Origin of the sequence: Streptomyces sp. NBC_01351 (genome assembly GCF_036237315.1) — a bacterium.
Lineage (GTDB): Bacteria > Actinomycetota > Actinomycetes > Streptomycetales > Streptomycetaceae > Streptomyces.
The window spans coordinates 3,106,885-3,127,158 of sequence record NZ_CP108356.1 but is presented as its reverse complement, the minus strand read 5'-3'; the positions used below and the strand labels follow the sequence as shown (position 1 = coordinate 3,127,158).

Below are 20,274 nucleotides of genomic sequence, written 5' to 3'. Positions count from 1 at the left end.
GGCCCGGCCCCCTTGCTTGGGCCTACTCGTCCCGCGGGGTCAGGCGAGGGCGGCGACCAGCAGGGTGAAGGAGGCGATGATGACGGCGACGCGGATGTAGTGGAAGCAGTCCCAGCGGTTCATCTGCTCCTTCCAGTCCTCGGGCCGGCTCTCGGGGGTCCACGTCCTCAGTTGCATCGAGTGACGCGACTCGGAAGGTGTGTGGTCAACGGGCCAAGGATCGGGCTCACCAGGTGCGAGTCGACTTTCGAGGATCTGGCATCAAGGTGAGACTGATCTTGCCGGTCGGCTCGTGAGACGGCAGCTGTCGGCGCAGATCGGCGCATCGCTCCACGTCATGGATCGCGAGATCCTGCAGAAGGGATCGTCGGCATCACCGACATGGACCTCGACGACGAGCCCGCCGAGCACCAGCGCTTCGCCCGCTGCCTACAAGCCCTGGAGGCTGTCCTCGAGCGGACGAAGCCGAGCTGGTAGCGGCCGTCAGTCTGCTCGCCGAACGCGGCCGCACCCGCCATTGAGTGAGGAGCGTGACGAGGCCCGGCCGGACCCCGTCACGCGGGTGGGGACTAATCCTTTGACGTGATGAAGTCGTTGTACTGCTGCGCGCTCAGCAGGCCGTTGGTGCTCGGGTTTGTGAGGCTGATCTCGATCAGCCATCCGTCGCCGTACGGGTCGTCGTTGATCAGCTCGGGCTCATCAGTCATCCGGTCGTTGGGCGCGGTGACCTGGCCGGACAGGGGCATGTAGACCTCGGTGACAGCCTTGACCGATTCAACAGAGCCAAACGGTTCGCCGACCTCGAACCGGTCGCCGACAGCGGGTTCCGTCGGCCGCGAACTGTCGGGGCGTGGAGGGCGCATTGCGAGGGCATCGGGATGAGGTCCCGCGTGCCTTGCGGGGACAGTGCGATCTGCTCCATCCAGTTCAGGCGCGCTCGATACTTGGCCAACTGTGCCTCAGCGTGCACGTATCCGGGCCCGTGCGTGCTATCGACCTGGACGGTGTCCAGCTGGGGGACGGGCCCCTCGGCCCAGATCGCGCGGGCGGCCGTCCGCTCGGTCCTGCAGGCCTACCGGCTCGACCCGCTCGCGCCCGCCGCCGAGCAGGTCACCGGCGAACTGGTCGCGGCAGGCTGGCGTTTGGACCCGGGGCGGAGTCTGTACCTCTCCGTCCGCTACCGCGACGACGCCCTCCGCCTCACCGTCTACGACGGCCACGCGCCCCACGCCCACCCCCGCCTCGCCGCCCACTGCGAGGCCCGCCGCCGGGCCGCCCTGCGCGTCATGGGCGCGGTGGTCCGGGACTGTGGCGGGGCCTGGGGCTTCGGGGAGTCCCGGGAGCCCGGCGGCGGGACCCGTACGTGGGCGAACCTGCCCCGGGCCGGGGCCGCCACGTACCTCGGCTGACCGTCGGAACCGGTCAGTCGATGCCCTTGATGTAGACGCGGCTGCTCTGTTCGTCGAGCGGTGCCACAGCGACGTGAAGTTGGTCGATGTTGTCCCCACAAGGGGCGCAGACCTGGGCCTTGCGGAGGTCTGGCAGGGAGTCGGGCTCCGGGAGGCCGAGGCGTGTGAAGCCCGGTTCGGCGCCGCCGACGAACGGCGTTTTCCTGGGCTGCACCGGCTGCTCCGGTTTCAGCTGGGTGAGGAAGGCATCGACGTCGCCGGTGGGCAGGGTGAAGGCGAGGAGCAGTGCGTCGTCTTGGAACTGCCGTCGCTGCCCGGCCCGGGCGTCGCTTGCCGTTGCCGGCAGCTGGAGATGCAGCCGCTGCGTGACCCCTTCGACCGTGGTTCCTCCCACCCAGTCCGACGGTTGGCGCTCCGGCGTGCGGCGGCCGTCGCCGTCTGCGGTGCCATGTGCTCCAGAGCATCCGGCGACGCTCAGCCCTACGAGCATCGTGAGGGAGGCGCACAGCAGGGCTGACCACGCGGGCCGTCGGTTGCCGGTCATCGGGTGGCCGGGTTGCGGCCGATGTCCGTACGCGTCCCATCGCGTCCGGTCTCCACGGAGTCGGGCCAGGCGCCGCTTGAGTTCAGGTCGTGCTGCTGCACCGAGCTGCTTCCCCTCATGTCGAATTCCCTGGCCTGCCCGGTCGTGTGGAAGCGCGCCATGTCGGCGTCCGTCACCGAAGTGGGGCCGATGGGTGTGGTCCAAGTGGTTCGAGATGTGAGCGCAGGCCTGCAGCACCGCCTTGGTCTGCGATGTCCACACCGACACCGCCGTCTCCAGCTCGCCCCCCGGCTCGAAGCCGCTGGACTTCAGCGCGGAGGCAGCCTGCATCGTGGACCCGGAGCCCGCCTCGTTGATGCCTGCTCCCGCTACGCGAGCACAATCGCTCGCACAAACAGGTCCGGGCCCGCGTCGAGCACGTCTTCGCCCGCATGAAGACCTGGAGATCCTCCGCGACTGCCGTCTCAAGGGCGACGGGGTCCGACATGCCATGCTCGGCATCGCCCGACTGCACAACCTCGCTCTCACGGGATGGCTTCTGCCGCATACGAGACCTGAGAGGTCCCCGGGAGACGGCTCCCCCCTCGCAGTCTCGGAGGAGAATCAGCCGAGGCAGAACTCGTTGCCCTCGATGTCCTGCATCGTGATGCACGACTCGTTGACGCCATCGGCGCGCTGCGTCAGCACGTGTTTCGCGCCGAGCGCCATCAGCCGTGCGCATTCGGCCTCGAGTGTGGCCAGGCGCTCGTCACCCACGAGCCCTGTGCCGACCCGCACATCAAGATGCACCCGGTTCTTGACGACCTTGCCTTCGGGAACTCGCTGGAAGAGCACGCGCGGGCCCACACCCGAGGGATCAGTACACGCGAAGTAGACCTCGTCCTCGGGCGGCAGCTCGTGGTGGTACTCCTCCCACGTGGCAAAGCCCTCCGGGACTGTCGGTACGACGTACCCCAGCACCTCGCACCAGAAGGCGGCGAGGCGCGCAGGTTCCGCGCAGTCGAAGGTCACTTGGAACTGCTTGATCGTTGACATCGGCGCACGATAACAGGGGCCCTGCTCATCTCCCCGGGCGGGTGGATCCACACGTTGCCGGGAGGACGGCCCCTGCCATCCGCTGCTGTGTCGTGCGGTCACAGGGGTGAACCGCGGTCGGCGCCTCTTCCAAAGGGTGGGACCCAGGATCCGATCTCAGCCGACCACTCTCGTGCCAAAGATCAGTTACGGGACAGCCCTTGGCTCAGGTTGTCCAACAGCCAGGAGCCGAGTTCCTTGGTGATCAGCTGGCCGTGAACCGTGGCGGATCCCCGCCCGGTCCGCTATGGCCGGTGCCGCACCCACAATTGCGGGGGTGGCTAGGTCAGTTCACGGTCAGGCCGCCCCGCGCGTCATGGGCGCGGTGGTGCGGGAGTGCGCCGGGGCCCGGGGCTTCGGGGAGTCCCGCGAGCCCGGCGGCGGGGCCCGGAGCTGGGCCGGCCTCCCGAGCGCCGGGGCCGCGAACCGCCCCTGCGCGGGCTGAACCACCGGCGGCCGGGCTACCTCAACCAGTCCTATAACCTCCGTCCCGGAGACATCCTGTTCTTCAGGTTCAAGGGGGACTCGGTGTACAACCACACGGCGGTCGTGACGGGCCACAGCCGAGGTGTCGTCCTGATCGCCCAGCACGGGTACAACGATCACAGCAAGCCGCTGGTGAAGCCGCGACGGTCCCTGCGGGCCGGCCTCGTGTCGGCACTGGCGCTCGGCGTGCTGACCAGCTGTTCGGCGGACTACGACGCGGACGACGCGCGGTACGCCGGGGACTACAGCAGTCACCCGCCGCTCGCCGTGGTCGGGTACCCGTCCACGGGAACGTTGGGCATCACCCAGCAGGTGGTGTGGCGCATCGCCGACGGCAAGGCCGACGAGCTGGCGTCCCTGGGCGACCCCGATCATGACAGGGCAGCCACCCGGAAGACCGCCGAGAACTGGATCGCGTCCTTCGGCAAGGGCGCCCGCGGGAAGGTCACCGCGGAGTTCTACGACGAGGGGTCGTACCGGCAGATGGTCGTGCCCTACCTGCACGACACAGGTCAGATCAAAGAGATCAACGTCCGGCCCGTGAGTGATGACCACAGGGACGTCTATCGGGTGAGCATGGCCGAGCCGGACCCCGGTGAAGCCACGGCCGTCCAGCCCTGGCTGCCGAAGACGCCGGGCGAGCTCGGTTCGAAGACCGTCCGGTGACCTGATCCGGCCTCGGCATACGGAGGGGCGTCGCCCGCGTGGGAAACCACGCGGGCGACGCCCCTCGTGTCGGACGGACGGCCGTGGGCCGCCGCAGTGGTGAAGGAACTCGCTGCGCTCTACGGGGCGATCGTGACGCTGTCGCAGCCGTAGAAGCTGAGCGGTCCGCTCGGGCCGGCGAAGCGCCCGAGGACGCAGCCGCTCGTGTCGGTCGGGGTCAGGGCGTCGCTCCGCGGCCGGAAGTGCAGGACCGCGTCCGTGTCGCCGTCACGGGTCACCTCGTCCGGTTCCAGGGAGTTCTCCGGATGGATCCGGCTGTGGATCTCGGGTACGCCACCGCCGAGCAGCAGCACACTCGGCGACGCGAAACGCAGCGAGGCCGCGTCGATGCCGGTCGCGTTGAAGGCGATCGGGTTCCCGTACTCGCCCGCCCGGGTGGTCAGCGCGGCCACCGGAAGGACGGCGCCGTTGAGGTTGACCGGGTTGCGCGTGCTGCCCGGCTGGATGTTGATGGTGATCGGGACGGCGCAGTCCACGGTGAGTCGCGTCGTACGCCGGTTGTTGGCCTCCTGGGGGTCGATCACGGAAGCGCGCTCGGGCGCCACCGCAGTGGTGAAGTCCAGTGTCCGTGCCCCGGGCTGGGTGCAGGTGACGGTGTACGTCTTCTCCAGCCGCTGGGGCGTGCCCACGGCCAGCGCGACCTCGGTCGTCTCCGGCGTGTCGGGGGTGACGGTCACGCCGGTTCCGGCGGTGACCGTACGTTCCACCCGCGCGTCCGTGGGGCCGTCCGGACCGGCGTTGGAGACGGTGCTGGCGACCGTCACCGTGACGGGCTTGCCCAGGACGGCGAAGAGCGGGGCCCGCGGCTCGACGGCGTCGACCGACAGATCGCTCTCCAGGCAGTCGGGGTCACTGGGGTGCGACACGCAGAAGGCGCGGATCGCGGGTTTGACGTCGACGGTGACGACGTCCCTGTTCAGCGCGGAGTCGGTGATCGTCATGGTGGACAGAGCGGGCGAGAAGGGCACGATGAAGCTGCCCGACCCGCCGGCCTTGATGTCCACCCGCTCCCGGTCGCCGTGCGAGTAGGCCCACAGGGGACTCCACGCGTTCATCCGGTCGATGACCTGGCCGTCCACGTCCGTGAGGCTCAGCTTCAGGATCGGCGGATCGCCGATGTGCGTGTGGGCGCGCTGGAGACTGACCGACGTGCGGTCGACGGTGGCCTGGGTACGACTGGCGAACGTGACCCGTGCGACCACGGCCTTCGCCGGGTCGTCGTCGTCCATGAGGGGCAGCGGGATGGTGGTCGGATCGGGGTCGTCGCGCCGGAAGGAGTCGGCGGAGCCCTGCAGTGGGGCGATCACCAGGGTGAGAGCGACCATGATGATCACCGCGAGCAGTGAACGGTAGCGGTCACGGCGAGGGTGATGGTGGTGGTGACGGCGCATCGTGGGCCCCCTCAGCATTTCGCCGTCGAGCAGTCGCCGAAGATCAGGTTGAACCTCCTGATGTCGGCGGCGTTCGCCGGACCGGTGTTGTTGAACATCACGTCGTTGGGGGAGGGTTCAGAGCTGAACCAGTCCGGGTCGGGCCACCAGTCGGTGGGCCGCTCCCACCTGCGGCAGGCGGTCGCCTGACGGCCCAGGGCGGGCGCGTCGGCGATGCAGCCGGCCATGTCCTCGTAGACGTTGGGCGCGACCTCCTGCTGGAAGTAGCCGCCGTCCGGGGGGTACTCGTCGGCGAGCCCGAAGGGCTGGTGCCCGTTCTCGTGGGTGACCACCTGCAGGGCGTCCGTCCGCACGGCCGTGTCGACCACTCCGGAGAAGATGCGGTCGCCGCGCAGGGCGCAGTCGCGCTGGTTCTTGCGGTGCAGGATGGCGCCGGCGTCCGCGAAGGCGAAGGCGTCGTCCCAGTTGTCGGGCAGTTCGTGGTCGCAATCGCCGTCGTTGGCGTCGTCGGCCCGGCCCTGCGCGCGTGCGATCCAGAAGTTGAACTTGTCCTGGTTGGCCAGGAATTCGTTGAACCCGTAGTAGGAGGTGTCGACGACCCGGCGGACGTCTTCCAGGAACTGCATGTCGCGCGCGCCGTTCGGGTACGTGTCGCGGTCCGCGATGAACACGATGTCGATCCGGCTGGAGCGGGGGCCGGTGTAGGAGATCGGCAGCGGCTCCGCGGCGCTGCCGGGGTTGACGTCCGCGCGGCGCCAGCCGGTGAAGAGGGCCGTGGCGCCCTCGCGCAGGCGGCAGCCGTAGACGAGGTCTCCGCCCTCGATGGGGGTGAACGTGACGGACGTGCTGTTCACCCCGGACACCCTCCGGTCGGCGACCGGATGCCTCACGGAGACGCCCGAGATGTTTCGCTGGGCCACGATCTGCAGCTCATCGGCGATCACGGTGGGCATCAGCGCACCGTCGAGCGCGGTGGCGGTGATCGTCACGGGGGTGCCGATGGTGGGCGAGACGGGATTGGACGTGCACCGGATGCGCAGGCCCGGTGCGCTGGCCGGATCGTCCACGGTCACGGAGTACGTCACTTCGGCCCGGTCCTCCGCGGTACCGGAGGAGACGATGCCGCTCCCGCACGGGACACCGTCGGCGGCGTCGAAGAACATCCGGCACGGGGACACGCCCAGTTGGAAGTTGATGCCCCTTCCGACCACGGGTGACGCGTCGTAGTGGTCGTCGCCGGCGCAGAAGCCGCCGTCCTCGTCCCACACCTCGATGGTGACGGGGAGCTTCGCGACGCCGCTGCTCTGATCGAGGGTGGCGACGTCGACCTCGGTGGAGAACTCCCAGCCGGGGCTGATGTCCTCCTGGCCCTCCAGGTCGTCCTGGCTCTCGGAGTCCTCGTTGTTGAACGGCACGCCGTTGATGAACAGCTTGGCGTACCAGTCGACCGAGCCGCACGCGCCTTCTTCGGAGCTGTTCAGTGCCCGGATGCGGTCGAGCGTGACCGTCACCTTCACATTGGGCGCGGCGCTGGCCGTAGGTGTCATGACGCCGAGGAGCGCCGCGCAAGCGGCGAGGATCAGAACCAGATTCAGGTACCGCTGCCGCGCCGCTGTTCCGCTTCGCGGTGGCCTTTCCGGCCTTTCCAGGCCGCCGACCGTATTTTCCACCCGGTTTCCCCTTTGCATTCGCTGATGTCCGGGGTAACGGAGCGTAACTTCATCGTCGGCGTGGCGTTGAACTGACGCGCGCTGTTTGACCCTTGGGGGGGTAAGAGGGATCGCATGATGAACTTCTGAGCGTGTATGTCTGCAATCAGTTCGGGCCCTTCCCCTCCGCGGCTCCGACCGCCCCGAGCCCGAGCGGCGAGGTTCGTGCGAACGCGCGCGCCGGCCCCCGGAAATTCGTCTGACAAAGCCGTGCGCCCTTGGCAGGATCGCCCAGTCGCCTTGCCCAGTCGCCCTGCCCAGTCGCCCGGTTCCGGAGGTACACCACGGCCATCGACCACGAGCTCGCCCCGGCCTGGCTGCCGTGGCCTGCCGCCGACCCCGGCCTCAACTCCTTCGTCTGGGACGAGGACGAGGCCTCCCGGATGACGGTGCTGATCGCCTCGATGGTGCCCCCTCCCGCCGATGCCACGTGGCGCGAGAGGCACCGCTTCCGCGCCGAGGTCACGGAGCTCCTCGCGGCCCGGTACGGCCGGTGGACCTGCGGATGGCACTGGGCGCTCGGCGAGGGCGGCGGCGGGGGCGTGGTCGTCAGCTGGTGCTGCGAATCGCATTCCGTGGGCGAGCCCGAGGTGACGGCCGCCAAGGTGGTCGCGTCGCTGCTGGAGTGGCGCGACTGGCTGGAGGAGCTGGCCGAGCGGTTCGCGGAGCTCGCGCCGCCCGCCGGAGTGGACGCCGAGGACCGCAGCTGGCACCTGGAACGGGCGGCCGTCCGCCTGGTGACGGTCGTACTGGACCGCACGGGTCACGAATGCGGCTGGTACAGCCTCTGCCACACGGTGCTGACGTGGTTCCTCTCGTCCACGGGCATGGGGCCGGAGGACGCGCGAGAGGCAGTCAAAGCCGCGATCGGCGGACGGTTCAAGAGCTGGACGGAACCGCCGCGGACCCTGGTCGATGCCGTGGGCGAGGATCTCGCCGTGGGCCTGACGGGGGAGCGGCCCTATCGTGACCGCTGACGCCTTGGCCGACTGGTGCCGGATCAGGGAGCGGGTGGACTGGGCTTCCGCGGCCGGTGAGGTGCCGACGGCGACGCGTACGCCGACGCCGACGCTGACCGCGACACCGATCGCCCCGGCCGCCCCGACCGTGGACGGCCTCGTCGACTGGTGCGACGCGGGGGGTCGCGCCTCGGACCCGGCTCGCGGTGAACGCCTGCGCGCGGCGCTCGGGCGGTCGCGTACGGACGCCTCCCACGCGCGCCCCCTGACCTGCGCGCTGCTGGCGGAGTGGCAGGGGCTCGTGCTCGGGGTGCCCGAGGTCGCCTTCCGGGAAGGGGACGCCTTCGCCAAGGGCGGCCGGGAGCGCTACGGACTCACGCCCCGCACCCGGCCCGACTTCGAGCGCTGTCTGCGCGACAGCGCCGACCCGCGTCTCCCGCCGGCCTCCCGCGCGGCCAGGGTCTACCTGGACGTGGCGTTCTTCCACCCCTTCCCCGACGGCAACGCCCGCCTCGCCATGCTCGCCCTCGGCTACGTACTGGAGCGGGAGGGGGTCCGGCCGGCTCAGGTCGGCCCCTTGCAGACCACGCGCTACGCGGATGACGCGGCCGGCGCGGCGGACCTCGCCGCGCTGGTCTCCGTACTCATCCGCATCCGTTCGACCAGCCGTCACCGGTCCACTGACAGGGGATGTCAGCGGACCGGCCCTAGCCTCCGGCCATGAACGTCATCGTGGAACTGCGGCAGTACACCCTCCACCCCGGCACCCGCGACACCCTCATCGAGCTCTTCGAGCGGGAGTTCGTCACCGGGCAGGAGGCGGCCGGCATCACCCTGGGCGGCCGGTTCCGGGACCTGGACGACCCCGACCGCTTCGTCTGGCTGCGCGCCTTCCCGGACATGGCGGCGCGGAAGCGGGCGCTGCACGCCTTCTACGACGGCCCCGTCTGGCAGGCCCACCGCGACGCGGCCAACGCGACCATGCTGGACTCGGACGACGTCCTCCTGCTGCGCGGCCCGGGCTTCCCCGCCCCCGAGACCCCGGGGCCGGTGGTCGTGACCATCTGCCACCCCCTCGACACCGCGGCCTTCGCCGACCACTTCGAGCAGCACCTGCGCCCCGCCCTGGCCGCCGCCGGAGCCCCTCCGCTCGCGGTCCACCGCTCCGAGCACGCGGAGAACACGTTTCCCGCACTGCCGGTCCGGACCGGGGAGGACGTCCTGCTCTGGTTCACGGCGGGGGAGGCGACGCCGGCCCTGCCGGACCTCTCGGCCCGTCTGAAGTCGGCGCCGCAGCAGCTCCGGCTGGAGTCCGTGCGGGACGTGCGGCGGCGGCTGGGCGCTTAGGGACGGGCCGCCTTCAGCGCCTCCTCCAGGGCCTGGTCCAGGGCCTGGTCCGCCGGGACCCGGATGTCCGGGACGACGCCCACGCCCTCCCAGTTGGTGCCGGTCACGGTGCTGATGCTGCGCGCCGCCGGCACCGTCACGAGGGTGTGCTCGGAGACCGCGTGCCGGGCCGTCGGGTGGGCTCCGCCCCGCGTGGTCGCGCCGATGACCACGGCCCGGCCGTGCGCCTGGAGGGTGTATGCCACGTCCTCGCCCCCGGAGAAGGTGATCTCGCTGGTGAGTACGTAGACCGGGCGCCGGCGGTGGTCCGCGTAGCGCGGACCGGGGAGGTGGGGGGACGTCCAGTACTGGCGGGTCGAGTCGGTGCCCCGGTCGTAGACGTCGTGCAGGTGCACCTGGTCGTGGTCTTCGGGGAAGAAGAAGCTGTTCCACAGCGCCGCTCCGTCCGGCGCCCCGCCGAGACAGGCCCGCAGGTCCAGGACGAGCGCGGTGCTGTGCGCCACCAGCTGCATGGCCGCGCCGATCGCGGCCGCGCCCTCGGTGGCGGTCGCGATGCGCCGCAGCTCGATGAGTCCGACGTTGCCGTCGAGGCGCTCCACGCGGTGGACCCCCTGGTTCTCGGCCCGGAGCAGTGTGAGGAAGGCGGCGATGCCCCCGTCGTCGTCCACCGGCTCCAGCGACTGCGGCTCGTCCGTCCACAGCAGCCGCAGGTGCTTGTCCGGGCACACCTCCTGGAGGTGCCGCGTCACCGTCTCGCAGAGCTCGGGGCCGCCCAGGCCTTCGTACGCGCCCGAGGCGATGCGGGGCCGGATCGCGGCCTCGATCGCGGCGGTCTTCTCGGGGAAGACGTAACCCGCGGTGATCCGGTCCAGGGCCGCTTCGATTATGTGTTCGTTGGTAAGCATGGCGGGTCACGTTAGACGGCCAACGCCCCGATGGCCACCGACTTTTCCGGTGCCGCCGAGGAGGAGTTCCCGCGTACGGATCCACCTGTGACGGAACCCCGGTCGTGCTCGTGGACATCTACCTCCCAGGACACGAGGAAGGGGTGGGCCGTGCACGGTTCCGAAGCGGAGGCCAACGGCGGAGGGCGGCCCGGCAGCGGCTGGTGGGCGCCGGGACTGGCGAATCTCCTGATCGGTGTGGTCGCGATCGTTCCGGGCCTGTGCATCCGGTGGCTCATGACGGAATACCCAGCCCGACTGCGCCGGTTGCGGCACCCGCATGGAACACCTGCTCAGCATCACCGCCTCGGAGCCGTACGGCGGCCGCTGGCTGCCCCTCGACGAGGACCCCGCGGAGTCGATCGGCCACGGGATGGACATGGGCGACCTCGGCGGCATGTACTTCTTCGTCTGCCGCGCCTGCCCCGGTACGCCGTACGCCCACCGCTACGACTGCTGAGGCGCGACAACTTCCCCCGGCCGTAGACGATTTCCCCACGCCGAGACCCTCTTGGACGCGACAACGTGGCGTGGTCATGATCGGTTAGGGTGGCGGGCGCAAAATCGAAGCGCTCCCGGGGGAACGAAACTTGACCACTCAGCAAGGCCCGGGCGCGGTGCGCTCGGCCGTCTCCAGGCCCGTCACGCTCGCGCTCTCACTCACCAGCCCGGCACGACCGGGCCGCGTCGAGGACCCGGTCATCGGCCGGATGCAGTTCCTGCGCACGGCCCTCGGCCTGGGGGCCACGCTGTGGCTGGTGTTCGCCTACCCCCTGAGCACGGGCCGCGAGGACTTCGTCCTCGGCAAGCTGGAAGACCTCCTGCTCGGGTGCGCGATCGTACTGGCCGCCGGAATCGTCGGCATCGCCGTCTTCATCCTCGGCGCCCGGTCCCCGCTGGGCCGCCTGTACCTGTCCCGACTCATATGGCCCCTGCGGGCGTTGGGCGCGATCGCGCTGGGGGTGGGCATGGCCTGGCTGATGCTGGCCTTCCTGAGCGGTGACATCCCGGTGGGTCAGTGGCTGGCCGGGAACGACATCACGTTCGGCCTCTTCGGGAAGACCGGCGGCACGATCATCAGCGGCCTCGTCTTCGCCCTCATCCTCATCGTGGGTGGCGTCGCGTGCGCCGTCGGCCTCGTCGCGGCGCTCTGCTTCACCCTGTTCGCCACCGTCACCGGCCTCAACTCGTGCTTCCGCACCGCCGACGTGCACGAGCTGCTGCCCGCGCTGATCTCGCCGCTGCTCGTGTGGTCGCTGGCCGTGCTCCAGTTCTTCGACGACGCCGACGTCGCCGCCCCGGCGGCCGTACTCACCGCCTTCCTCTTCGGCGGACCGGTGTCCGTGACGGCCCTGTCCGTGTGGGAAGTACGGCGCCTGCGCAGCCGGTACGGAATCACGCTCCGCTCCGCGCTGGGGCGCTGAGCGGGGGTTGTCAGTCGGTCAGGCCCCTCGGCGTCGGTCAGGTGATCGACCGGGCAGAGGAAATCCTCCGCCAGGCAGTGGCCGGCATGTCCCCCGAGCCGACACTGGAGCGCATCGGCGCCCTGCCCGTCAGCCCCTGCATCGCCAGAGACGACAACGGCCTCGACGACCGACTGCAGGTCACCCTCGCCTGGAGCGCGACGACTTCTGGATGGACGCCGTGACCGGCGTCATGGATCGCGCCAAGGGCGAGGGCCTCGCCTTTCTCGGCGTGACATCGCCCTGCTTCCTCCCGCCGGGGAAGACCTCGGCGTCGACCACCGCTTCCCCCGCCGTGCTGGAGGCCCCGTAGGCCGATGATTGTGTCCACCTCCTGCTGGGCGAGAGCGACGCCATCGGATACGTCCCGGTCTGACTCCGCGATCACCACACGGACCGGATCCGGCCACGCAGGGGTCAGACGTCGCCGCCGGCCCCGCGGAGGTCCGCACGCAGTTTGGTCACGTCGCGAACGGACTGGACGCTGACGGAGGTGACCACGGACTTGCCCGGCGCCACTTCGCCGCCGGAGTCGACCGTGCCCTCCCACAGGGTGGCGGTGGCCCCATCGGGCGAGGAGCGTACGGTCAGGCGCGTCTCGATCCGCTGTGGCGTGGTCCCGGAGTTGGTCAGCACCACCGGGATCTTCGCCAGCCGCATGTCCTTGTCCACCCACACCGGGGTGTACGCGGTGACGGTCGCCTTCCCGTCTCCTTGGAGGGCGGCGATCTTCTGCCCGAGCCCCGCGCGGTCCTGTTCCGACAGGTCGTCGCCGACGGTCCGCTGGGACGGCGACGCGGAGGCGACGGCGGCGGGGCCGTCCAGTTCGGCTTCCATGCCGTCGGCCAAACTCACGCCGATCCATGCCGCGCCGCCGACGAACAGTCCGCCGATGAGCAGGACGGCTCCCATGCGTGTGTAGCGGGTCAAGTCAGTGCCCCTCTTCTTGCCGGCCTCGGCCGCGATGCCGTTCTCGTCGATCCGAGCCGACGATCAAGGAATTTAGGCGCGGCGAACTGCCCTGGCAACCCTCCGTTTGAAGTCGAAGAGAAGTATCCAGTACTGGAAAACAAGGTGAGTTGGGGTGTGTGCATCATGCGTGCATGACGCAGATCATCAAGGGGGGAAACCTCCCTCTCAGCGGCGAGCCCATGCGGGTCGCCGTCGTCCGCCGCTCCGGCGGTCAGGAAGAACCGCTGATCGAGGCGGCAGCGCTGCTCGTCGCCGCGGACGGAAAGGTCAGGGGCGCGGAGGACCTGGTCTTCTACAACCAGCCGGAGCACGCCGGGAGCGGCGTACGGCTGGCGGGAAGCACCCAGGGCGAGGGTGGGATCGTCGCGGACTGGCTGGAGATCGACCCCGGCCGCGTGGAGCCGGACGTGGAGCGGATCGTGGTCACGGCCTCGTCCGACGGCCCCACGTTCGGGGAAGTCGCCGACCTCTACCTGCGGGTGGTGAGCGCGGCCACGGGCGAGCAGCTGGCGCTGTACGCGGTCGAGGACGCGACGACGGAAACGGCCCTCCTGCTGGGTGAGTTCTACCGCCGGAACGGAGGCTGGAAGTTCCGTGCGCTGGGGCAGGGATACGCCTCCGGGCTCCCGCGCCTGGCAGCGGACTTCGGCTTCTCGGTGCCGGGCGACGACCCGACGGGCGACGACCCGACCGACGACGACCCGACCGACGGCGACCCGACGGACGACGGGGTGCTGGACGACGGCGCGACGGACGACAGGATGCCGGTGGACCGCATACCGGAGCCGATGGTCGCCCCGGTGCCGATGGCCGTGCCCGTGGCGGTCGCTCTGCCCGAAGCGGCTCCCGTTCCCGCTCTCGTACCGGGGCCCGTTCCCCTCGTCGCGAAGACCAGCGGGCTCGGACACCTCGTCATGCCGCCGTTCGGCGTGCCCCTGGCGCGGTGCAACGAGCTTCCGCCCGAGATGGGGCCCGAGTTCACGCCCGTCGTGTTCTCAGGGAGCGAGTCGGTTGAGGAGATCGACCCGGGCCTCGCCCTCCCGAAGGGCTTCGTGGTCGTGGACGTGTTGAAGGAGGAAGGCCGCGTCATCAACGTCTTCACGCTGACCGTGCGCAAGCGACCCTGGCGGACCGCCCTGATCAGCGCGATGCCGCAGCTGCGCGGGGTGGGCGTCTTCCACCACGACGGGCACACGCCGCTGCGGCTGCACGTCGAGTCGTGGGGCAAGGGGTCGTGGACGATCCGGCTGAGGCCCGTGTCGACGCTGCGGACGTTCGACGGCCCGCTGGAGGGGGTCGGACCGGACGTCGTGGCGTACACGGGCGGCGAGACGGGGGTCAAATACCACTTCCTGGGCAACGCCAAGAAGAAGGGCTTCTTCGAGGTGAGCGACCTCCGGCGCGGCGGTCACCAGCAGAGCGCCTTCTCCCGGACGGGCCGGGGGCGTGGCAGCGGTGCGCTGCCCGCGGGGCCGCGGCTGCTGGTGGTCAAGGGGCCGGGGGGCTGGTCCATGGAGCCCCGCCAGGGAGGCGGCGGAGGCTTCTGGACCCGCCGCCGCTAGCCGAGGGGGAGTTGGAGGAACCGGCTCAGGAACCGGCCCGGCCACGAGTACAGTGCGCCGAGGAAAGTGAGGTTCCGGCTGTAGGCGGCCTCCAGCAGGATCGCCAGGCCGATGTCCATGCCGTCCGCCCGCCCCTGCCACGTACCCGTGATGCGGCGCGGGCGGTGCCATTCCGAGCGGGTCATCGTCACGGACGCGCCCTCCCGCCGCAGCTCGCGCCTCAGCCGGCCGGCCCCTGCCATGTACCGGTACGACCGTCCGGCGACCTCGATCCGCAGGGCGCGGCCGTACGGGCTCACGGCCAGGCTGCGGCGCTTCACCTTGGCGTTCCAGCCGTCGGTGTGGAGGTCCATGTCGGCCAGGCGCGGCCGGCCGCGGAAGGCGTTGCCCCGGAAGATCATGGTCGGGATGCCCTGGCCGACGACTTCGGCGGCGTAGTGCGTGTCGTCGTGCAGGGACTCCACCGGGTAGCGCAGCTCCACGGGATCGAAGCCGTCGACGATCCCGGCCCACATGTGCGTCGCCATCCTCCCGGCGTACCCGTGGACCCCGCCCGTGTACGTCAGCTCGAACTGCCCCGTGCCCGTGCCCGTGCTCATGCATCCCCTCTGCGTCGGAACGACTCCCAGTATTGAGCCGGATCGTTTCCGCTGGTCCGGTGGGGGCTCGGGCGACCGGCTTCGGAAGAAGCGGCCGAGGAGGAGGAGGCGCTCGGCTCGGGCCGGGGATAGCAGGGGGAGTTGACGGTGATGTAGGCGATGCCCTCGCCGGTGCTCACGTTCGTGATGCCGACGCCGCCGCTCATCGAGAAGTCGTCGCGCCCTGTGCTCATGAAGAGGGAGGGGTCCGGCTCGGTCCAGTCGCCGTCCCCCTTCTTGCCCTGGAACTCGTAGCCCTGCTCGACCCAGGCGTCCCGGGCCTGGCGGAGGAGGCCCTTCGCGGCGGAGCCGGGCACGCCCTTCAGCTGGTACGAGAAGTGCACCTGGGCCCGCTTGGTGGATCCGAACTCGGACAGGCAGGCTCCGGGGCCGTGGGGCCCACCCCGCTCCGGGGTCGGCTGCGGGGACATTCCGGCCACCGCCTGCCGGATGATCTCCTCGGCGCGCGATACGGCCTGCTGCTCGCTCATGGTTTCCGCCGGCCGACCGACGCACGCGGTCGTCGTCGTTCCGATCAGCGCGAGGAGCGCTCCCGATGCCACAACTCTTCTGACGTTCATGCCTTCTTCCCTGCCGCTGTGCCGCGTATCGACCTTCACACCGTAGGGGAGGTCGAACGGCGGGGCCTGAGTACGGATGCTCACGTCGGGAGCCGCTGCCAGGCGAGGTCTACGGCAGGGAGGGAAGGCAGGCAGACGTGTTGTGCCCCCCTTGGGCTGCTCCAGGGGGGCACGTGGTCAGCGGGTGTGTTCAGAGGAGGCAGGCAACCGTGCCCCGTGGACGGGTCGGTGCAAGTGTTCCTGCCGGGGCCGCCGCTGTTGGCGTTCATTGCATTTGCTGCAAAACAACGCGAATTGCCTATGTAGATGCAAGGCGTTCTGGCTGCTAGAGTCCGCATGCGCTACTCCGAACAGGTGGCGAGATGGCCGGTCCGAACCCCTGGTCTGCCCCCGAGCGGCTTACATCCGCGAGGCAGACAGCCGTTGTGACGCCGTGGCGGTTCAGCACCGCCGCCGATGACGACGCGCAGCCGCCCGCGCCCGCGCCCCCGCTTCCGGATACCGCTCCGTACCCGCGCCGTGCCACCTCGCAGGCCTACCGCCTACTGCCGACGCGTGTCGCCCATCAGATGGGGAGATCCACATGAACACAGGACTTCTGCGCCGCTTCGCCGCGAGCAGGACGCTGCTCCTGGGCGCCGTACTGGCCCTGGCCGTGCCCGGAACCGCGTACGCCAACACCGTGGGCGTGACCGTGAAGACCCCCGGGGCCACCAGCGGACCCTCCGCCGGCAGCTCCGAGATATCCACCCACGCGGACTGTTCCAGCGGCCTCGTCTCCGGCGGCGGGATCAACCAGGCCATCGGCACCGGCGCGGGCGTCAACGGCAACCACGTCAACGGCAGTTCGCCCAGCTCCGACGGGACCACCGAGTACCTCGGCTCCACCGGGGTCGTCGGCACCGACGTGACCCACTGGCTCGGCATCGGCGGCAGCGGGGGCCAGGTCAACGCCGCCTTCTCGTCCACCCCCTACGCGATGTGCTTCACCAGCAACCTGATCAACCACACCCAGGTCGTCATGAACAAGGCCAACACCCCCACCACCGGCTCGACGGTGGGCCTCGTCACGGCGACCTGCCCGGCCAACACCCGCCTGCTCGGCGGCGGGGCCCGCACCACCCCCGGCGACACCGGCAGCTTCAAGGTGATCGCCAGTTTCCCGACCTTCAACAACTCCGCCCACAGCTACGGCGCGAAGGCCGCGGCCGACGGAGAGACCAACCCGGACTCCTGGTCCGCCGTCGGGTGGGACAACAACAACAACGCCGGCAACCAGACCTTCGCCTACGCGATCTGCAGTGGGAACGGCATCGACGTCAGCGGCGTCACCGTGAAGGTCCGCTTCAGCGAGGTGAGCGGCCCGACCAGCGGCAGCACGGGCCTGAAGACGACGGTCACCTGCGGTGGCGGGGACGGGAAGCTGGTCAGCGGGGGCGCCGCCATCAGCGGGGGCAACGTGACCACCACCAACTTCACCGGACCGGCCTCGGGCGGCGACCACCTCAACGGCAGCTACCCCAGCGACTCCAGCGCCAATCCCGTGAGTGACGGGACCACCACGGCGGCGTCCTGGACGGCCTTCACCCACACCGGTGGTCAGTCCTCACCGAACACCAAGACCGACGTCTGGGCGCTCTGCGCCGACGACGGCGTCTGAGCCACTGGCGCCATCCCGATCCGCTCGTCCTCCTGCCGCGTCCGCCGCGCGTTGACACCAGAAAGACAGAAATCCGATGAACAAGAAGTCCCTGCGCCGTTCCGTCCTGGGGAAGGCGCTGGTCCCGGGCGCCCTGATCGCCCTGGCCGTCCCGGAAATCGCCTACGCCGACGTCGCGAGCGTCACCGTGACGGTCCCCGAAGCCACCATGGGCCCCGCGACCACCTTCACCGGTGTCTCGTCCCGCGCGGACTGTGCCGACGGACTCGTCTCCGGCGGCGGGGTCAACCAGACCGTCGGCACCGAAAGCACGCGCAACGGCAACCACGTGCTGGGCATGGCTCCCAGCCCCGACGGCCTCACCGAGTACACCGAGTCGCCCGGGGTCGTCGGCACCGACGTCACGAACTGGCTCGCGTTCGGCGGCAGCGGGGGCAACGCCAGTCCCGCCTTCTCCACCACTGCGTACGCGGTCTGCCTCTCCACCCCGCGGATCAGGCACACCCAGGTCGTCATGGCCCAGAAGGCCGGGCCCTCCGCCCCGCAGTCGTCGGAGGTCGTCGTGGCGACCTGTCCCGCCGGCACGATGCTGCTCGGCGGCGGTGTGCGGAACACTCCCGCCAGTGTCGGCAGCCTCAAGCCGATCGGCAGTTTCCCCACCTTCAACGACGCCGCGCACGACTTCGGCCGGAAGCCCGCTGCCGACGGGGAGGTCAACCCCGACTCCTGGACCGCCGTCGGAGGGATCGGCGGCGGACACGGCAACAACAACAACACGACGTACGCCTACGCGATCTGCACCGGTGACCGGGTCAACGTCAGCGGCATGACCACGAAGGTCCGCTTCCGCGAAGTGGCCGGCCCGACGGTGGGCGGTACCGGCCAGACGGCGACCGTCGGCTGCGCCGACGACAACGCACAGGACCGGCACGGGCGTGGCCGCAACGGCGAAAGGGGCCGGGGCGACAGGAGCCTCCTGATCAGCGGGGGTGCCGCCGCCAGCGGAGGGGACGTGACGACGAAGGGCTTCACCAAGGCCGGCTCGGGCGGAACCCACCTCAACGGAAGCTTCCCCAGCGACTCCGACGGCAACCCGGTCGGCGACGGCTCCACCACGGCCGCGTCCTGGACGGCCAACATCCACGCCGGGGGATCGCCCTCGCCGAACACCTACACCGACGTCTGGGCACTCTGCCTGACCACGAATCGCGGGCACCAGCGCTAAGGCGTGCCCCTGGCCTCAGCCGGTCGCGCGGACCAGCCGCTCCGCGACTTCCCGCGCCCGGTGGGCCGGCTCCGGGCCCGGGTCGAGGGCGGCCACCACGGTGGCGCCCTCGACCAGGATCAGCAGCCGGTCCGCGAGGTCGGGGCGGTCCGGGCCGGCCGCGTCGGCCAGCAGGGAGCGCAGCTCCGCCTTGTGGCGGCGTACGACGTCCAGCACGGCGGCCGGGCCCGCGCCCAGCTCCCCGTACGCGTTCAGGAACGCGCAGCCGCGGAAGTCCGGCTCCGAGAACCACCCGGCCAGCCAGTCGAAGACGGCGAGGACCGGCTCGGGCGCCCCGGTCACGGCCGCGCGCAGACTGGCGGTCCAGCGCCGGTCGCGGCGCTCCAGGTAGGCCGCGATCAGGGCTTCCTTCGCCGGGTAGAGGCGGTAGAGCCGCTTGAGGGGTACCCCGGACGCGGCGCGGATGCGGTCCATGCCGACGGCCTGGATGCCCTCCGCGTAGAACAGCTCCTCCGCCGCGTCCAGCAGCCGGGTGCGGGCCTCTTCGTCGTCCATGGGGGAAGGGTAGTCCAGATCCCCTTGCTGAGAGAACGGCCGTTCTCTAGGCTGGAGAACGACCGTTCTCCACCCTGAGAGGGATCGCCATGCCCAGCCCCGGCTCCAGCCCCAGCCCCGCCCCCGCCGGCCCCGCCGCCGTGCGCCCGCCCCTGCCGCCCTTCACCGAGGAGTCCGCGCGCGCCAAGGTCCAGGCGGCCGAGGATGCCTGGAACAGCCGCGACCCCGAGCGCGTCTCCCTCGCGTACACCGAGGACTCGGTCTGGCGGAACCGCGACCGCTTCCTCACCGGCCGCGCCGAGATCCGCGCCTTCCTCACCGGGAAGTGGGAGCGCGAACTCGACTACCGGCTCCGCAAGGAGCTGTGGGCGTACACCGGCAACCGGATCTCCGTCCGCTTCGAGTACGAATGGCACGACGCCGACGGCCAGTGGTACCGCAGTCACGGCAACGAGCAGTGGGAGTTCGCCCTCGACGGCCTGATGAGCCGCCGCGAGGCCAGCATCAACGACGTCCCGATCGCCGCCGAGGACCGCCGGATCGGCTGACCGCAGACCTAGGCCGCAGGCCTAGGCCGCCCCGTACCGGCGGGCGGCGAGCCGGATCTCCTGTACGGCGCCCGGGTGTTCCATCAGCATCACGCCGGCTTCCCGCCCCTGGTGGTGGACGCGCAGCCGGGGGCCGTCGACGGTCACGCGCACCTCCGGCCAGGGGTGCCGCCACAGCAGGACGGAACGCTCCCACATCTGCAACCCGTGGCTGGTCAGCCGGAGTTGGTACTGCGGGCCCTCGTGCATCGAAGGCGGTACGTGTGCGGTGTACGGGGGTCGGACGGTGTACGTGCCGAGCACGTTCTCCCCGGGCTCCAGGGCCGCGCTCCGGACGTCTTCCCGCCCGGCGATCCGCACCCCGGTACAGACGGCCAACCCCGCGATCGCGACGGAACCGGCCACCACCGCCCACCACGGCAGGCCTTCCGTCACCCCCGAGACGACGGCGAGCACCGCGGCGGCCAGCGTGCTCCCCATT

At 70.5% G+C, this 20,274-nt stretch carries 26 protein-coding genes and 3 pseudogenes; 15 read left to right on the top strand and 14 right to left on the bottom strand.

The features are described 5' to 3' along the window. Positions 1–39: 39 nt before the first annotated feature. The 3 genes and pseudogenes from OG625_RS13945 to OG625_RS13935 form a co-directional block, all read right to left on the bottom strand. A pseudogene (locus OG625_RS13945) lies at positions 40–168 on the bottom strand (DUF1772 domain-containing protein); the annotation flags it as partial. Between the two features lie 401 nt (positions 169–569). Beyond that, positions 570–863: a glycine cleavage system protein H gene (locus OG625_RS13940; protein ID WP_329379963.1), complete on the bottom strand. Its 294-nt coding sequence runs from the start codon at positions 861–863 to the stop codon at positions 570–572. Positions 864–877: 14 nt separating this feature from the next. Next, a pseudogene (locus OG625_RS13935) lies at positions 878–1,039 on the bottom strand (Scr1 family TA system antitoxin-like transcriptional regulator); the annotation flags it as partial. Here OG625_RS13935 and OG625_RS13930 point away from each other — a divergent pair. Then, positions 1,005–1,409 carry an ATP-binding protein gene (locus OG625_RS13930; RefSeq protein WP_329379960.1) on the top strand — a complete coding sequence of 135 codons (405 nt, stop codon included), beginning with the start codon at positions 1,005–1,007 and terminating at the stop codon, positions 1,407–1,409. The pseudogene OG625_RS13935 and the gene OG625_RS13930 sit on opposite strands and share 35 nt — an antisense overlap. A 13-nt stretch (positions 1,410–1,422) precedes the next feature. Here the strand turns inward: OG625_RS13930 and OG625_RS13925 are convergent, their stop codons facing one another. After that, a complete protein-coding gene (locus OG625_RS13925) occupies positions 1,423–1,803 on the bottom strand; it encodes a hypothetical protein (protein ID WP_329379957.1) in 381 nt (126 codons plus the stop codon). A gap of 146 nt (positions 1,804–1,949) precedes the next feature. After that, positions 1,950–2,072 carry a hypothetical protein gene (locus tag OG625_RS13920; protein WP_329379954.1) on the bottom strand — a complete coding sequence of 41 codons (123 nt, stop codon included), beginning with the start codon at positions 2,070–2,072 and terminating at the stop codon, positions 1,950–1,952. Between the two features lie 255 nt (positions 2,073–2,327). Between OG625_RS13920 and OG625_RS13915 the strand changes: the two are divergent. After that, positions 2,328–2,485 (top strand): annotated as a pseudogene (locus OG625_RS13915) (transposase); the annotation flags it as partial. 71 nt (positions 2,486–2,556) lie between these two features. On the opposite strand, the gene OG625_RS13910 reads toward OG625_RS13915, so the two are convergent. Continuing rightward, positions 2,557–2,988 carry a VOC family protein gene (locus OG625_RS13910; protein WP_329379952.1) on the bottom strand — a complete coding sequence of 144 codons (432 nt, stop codon included), beginning with the start codon at positions 2,986–2,988 and terminating at the stop codon, positions 2,557–2,559. A 316-nt stretch (positions 2,989–3,304) separates the two neighbouring features. Between OG625_RS13910 and OG625_RS13905 the strand changes: the two genes are divergently transcribed. Both OG625_RS13905 and OG625_RS13900 read left to right on the top strand, forming a co-directional pair. Continuing rightward, complete coding sequence (locus OG625_RS13905) at positions 3,305–3,472, top strand: hypothetical protein (protein ID WP_329391304.1); 168 nt, start codon at positions 3,305–3,307, stop codon at positions 3,470–3,472. Beyond that, on the top strand, positions 3,421–4,179 hold the full coding sequence (locus tag OG625_RS13900; protein WP_329390654.1) for an amidase domain-containing protein: 759 nt from the start codon (positions 3,421–3,423) through the stop codon (positions 4,177–4,179). Before OG625_RS13905 ends, OG625_RS13900 begins: the two co-directional genes overlap by 52 nt. Before the next feature lie 119 nt (positions 4,180–4,298). On the opposite strand, the gene OG625_RS13895 is transcribed toward OG625_RS13900, so the two are convergent. Beyond that, positions 4,299–5,573 (bottom strand): hypothetical protein, encoded by a 1,275-nt coding sequence (locus OG625_RS13895; protein WP_329379950.1) that lies wholly within the window; start codon positions 5,571–5,573, stop codon positions 4,299–4,301. A 68-nt stretch (positions 5,574–5,641) separates the two neighbouring features. Beyond that, complete coding sequence (locus OG625_RS13890) at positions 5,642–7,177, bottom strand: hypothetical protein (RefSeq protein ID WP_329379949.1); 1,536 nt, start codon at positions 7,175–7,177, stop codon at positions 5,642–5,644. Between the two features lie 380 nt (positions 7,178–7,557). Between OG625_RS13890 and OG625_RS13885 the strand changes: the two genes are divergently transcribed. Genes OG625_RS13885 through OG625_RS13875 form a run of 3 tightly spaced genes read left to right on the top strand, consistent with a single transcriptional unit; the run spans position 7,558 to position 9,645 of the window. Next, positions 7,558–8,316 carry a hypothetical protein gene (locus OG625_RS13885; protein ID WP_329379946.1) on the top strand — a complete coding sequence of 253 codons (759 nt, stop codon included), beginning with the start codon at positions 7,558–7,560 and terminating at the stop codon, positions 8,314–8,316. After that, on the top strand, positions 8,306–9,022 hold the full coding sequence (locus OG625_RS13880; protein WP_329379943.1) for a Fic family protein: 717 nt from the start codon (positions 8,306–8,308) through the stop codon (positions 9,020–9,022). Before OG625_RS13885 ends, OG625_RS13880 begins: the two co-directional genes overlap by 11 nt. Continuing rightward, positions 9,019–9,645, top strand: a complete 627-nt coding sequence (locus tag OG625_RS13875) for an NIPSNAP family protein (RefSeq protein WP_329379941.1) — start codon at positions 9,019–9,021, stop codon at positions 9,643–9,645. Before OG625_RS13880 ends, OG625_RS13875 begins: the two co-directional genes overlap by 4 nt. Here OG625_RS13875 and OG625_RS13870 read toward each other — a convergent pair. Continuing rightward, complete coding sequence (locus OG625_RS13870) at positions 9,642–10,550, bottom strand: S41 family peptidase (RefSeq protein WP_329379936.1); 909 nt, start codon at positions 10,548–10,550, stop codon at positions 9,642–9,644. The genes OG625_RS13875 and OG625_RS13870 overlap by 4 nt on opposite strands. A gap of 319 nt (positions 10,551–10,869) precedes the next feature. On the opposite strand from OG625_RS13870, the gene OG625_RS13865 reads away from it, so the two are divergent. The 4 genes from OG625_RS13865 to OG625_RS13850 all read left to right on the top strand — a co-directional run bounded on the left by OG625_RS13865 (position 10,870) and on the right by OG625_RS13850 (position 12,365). Then, entirely contained in the window at positions 10,870–11,049 is a 180-nt protein-coding gene (locus OG625_RS13865) for a hypothetical protein (protein ID WP_329379933.1), read from the top strand. A 130-nt stretch (positions 11,050–11,179) separates the two neighbouring features. Next, the gene (locus OG625_RS13860) at positions 11,180–12,013 is read left to right on the top strand and encodes a hypothetical protein (protein WP_329379930.1); all 834 of its coding nucleotides are present in this window, start codon (positions 11,180–11,182) and stop codon (positions 12,011–12,013) included. Positions 12,014–12,054: 41 nt separating this feature from the next. Further along, positions 12,055–12,237, top strand: a complete 183-nt coding sequence (locus OG625_RS13855; protein ID WP_329379927.1) for a hypothetical protein — start codon at positions 12,055–12,057, stop codon at positions 12,235–12,237. Continuing rightward, entirely contained in the window at positions 12,225–12,365 is a 141-nt protein-coding gene (locus tag OG625_RS13850; RefSeq protein WP_329379924.1) for a hypothetical protein, read from the top strand. The genes OG625_RS13855 and OG625_RS13850 overlap by 13 nt, the downstream gene beginning before the upstream one ends. 104 nt (positions 12,366–12,469) lie before the next feature. Here the strand turns inward: OG625_RS13850 and OG625_RS13845 are convergent, their stop codons facing one another. Beyond that, positions 12,470–12,982: a hypothetical protein gene (locus OG625_RS13845; RefSeq protein WP_329379922.1), complete on the bottom strand. Its 513-nt coding sequence runs from the start codon at positions 12,980–12,982 to the stop codon at positions 12,470–12,472. Positions 12,983–13,155: 173 nt separating this feature from the next. Here OG625_RS13845 and OG625_RS13840 point away from each other — a divergent pair, with 173 nt between their 5' ends. After that, positions 13,156–14,586: a TerD family protein gene (locus OG625_RS13840; RefSeq protein WP_329379921.1), complete on the top strand. Its 1,431-nt coding sequence runs from the start codon at positions 13,156–13,158 to the stop codon at positions 14,584–14,586. On the opposite strand, the gene OG625_RS13835 is transcribed toward OG625_RS13840, so the two are convergent. Both OG625_RS13835 and OG625_RS13830 read right to left on the bottom strand, forming a co-directional pair. After that, positions 14,583–15,185, bottom strand: a complete 603-nt coding sequence (locus OG625_RS13835; protein ID WP_329379918.1) for a hypothetical protein — start codon at positions 15,183–15,185, stop codon at positions 14,583–14,585. The two genes, OG625_RS13840 and OG625_RS13835, sit on opposite strands and share 4 nt — an antisense overlap. Further along, entirely contained in the window at positions 15,182–15,715 is a 534-nt protein-coding gene (locus tag OG625_RS13830; protein ID WP_329379915.1) for a hypothetical protein, read from the bottom strand. Before OG625_RS13830 ends, OG625_RS13835 begins: the two co-directional genes overlap by 4 nt. A gap of 673 nt (positions 15,716–16,388) precedes the next feature. Here OG625_RS13830 and OG625_RS13825 point away from each other — a divergent pair. After that, on the top strand, positions 16,389–17,465 hold the full coding sequence (locus tag OG625_RS13825; RefSeq protein WP_329379911.1) for a hypothetical protein: 1,077 nt from the start codon (positions 16,389–16,391) through the stop codon (positions 17,463–17,465). Between the two features lie 76 nt (positions 17,466–17,541). Further along, on the top strand, positions 17,542–18,690 hold the full coding sequence (locus OG625_RS13820; RefSeq protein WP_329379909.1) for a hypothetical protein: 1,149 nt from the start codon (positions 17,542–17,544) through the stop codon (positions 18,688–18,690). A gap of 15 nt (positions 18,691–18,705) precedes the next feature. On the opposite strand, the gene OG625_RS13815 is transcribed toward OG625_RS13820, so the two are convergent. After that, the gene (locus tag OG625_RS13815) at positions 18,706–19,245 is read right to left on the bottom strand and encodes a TetR/AcrR family transcriptional regulator (RefSeq protein ID WP_329379906.1); all 540 of its coding nucleotides are present in this window, start codon (positions 19,243–19,245) and stop codon (positions 18,706–18,708) included. An 89-nt stretch (positions 19,246–19,334) separates the two neighbouring features. On the opposite strand from OG625_RS13815, the gene OG625_RS13810 reads away from it, so the two are divergent. Then, a complete protein-coding gene (locus OG625_RS13810; protein WP_329379903.1) occupies positions 19,335–19,793 on the top strand; it encodes a nuclear transport factor 2 family protein in 459 nt (152 codons plus the stop codon). A 21-nt stretch (positions 19,794–19,814) separates the two neighbouring features. Here the strand turns inward: OG625_RS13810 and OG625_RS13805 are convergent, their stop codons facing one another. After that, the gene (locus OG625_RS13805) at positions 19,815–20,273 is read right to left on the bottom strand and encodes a hypothetical protein (RefSeq protein WP_329379900.1); all 459 of its coding nucleotides are present in this window, start codon (positions 20,271–20,273) and stop codon (positions 19,815–19,817) included. Between the last annotated feature and the right edge of the window lies 1 nt (position 20,274).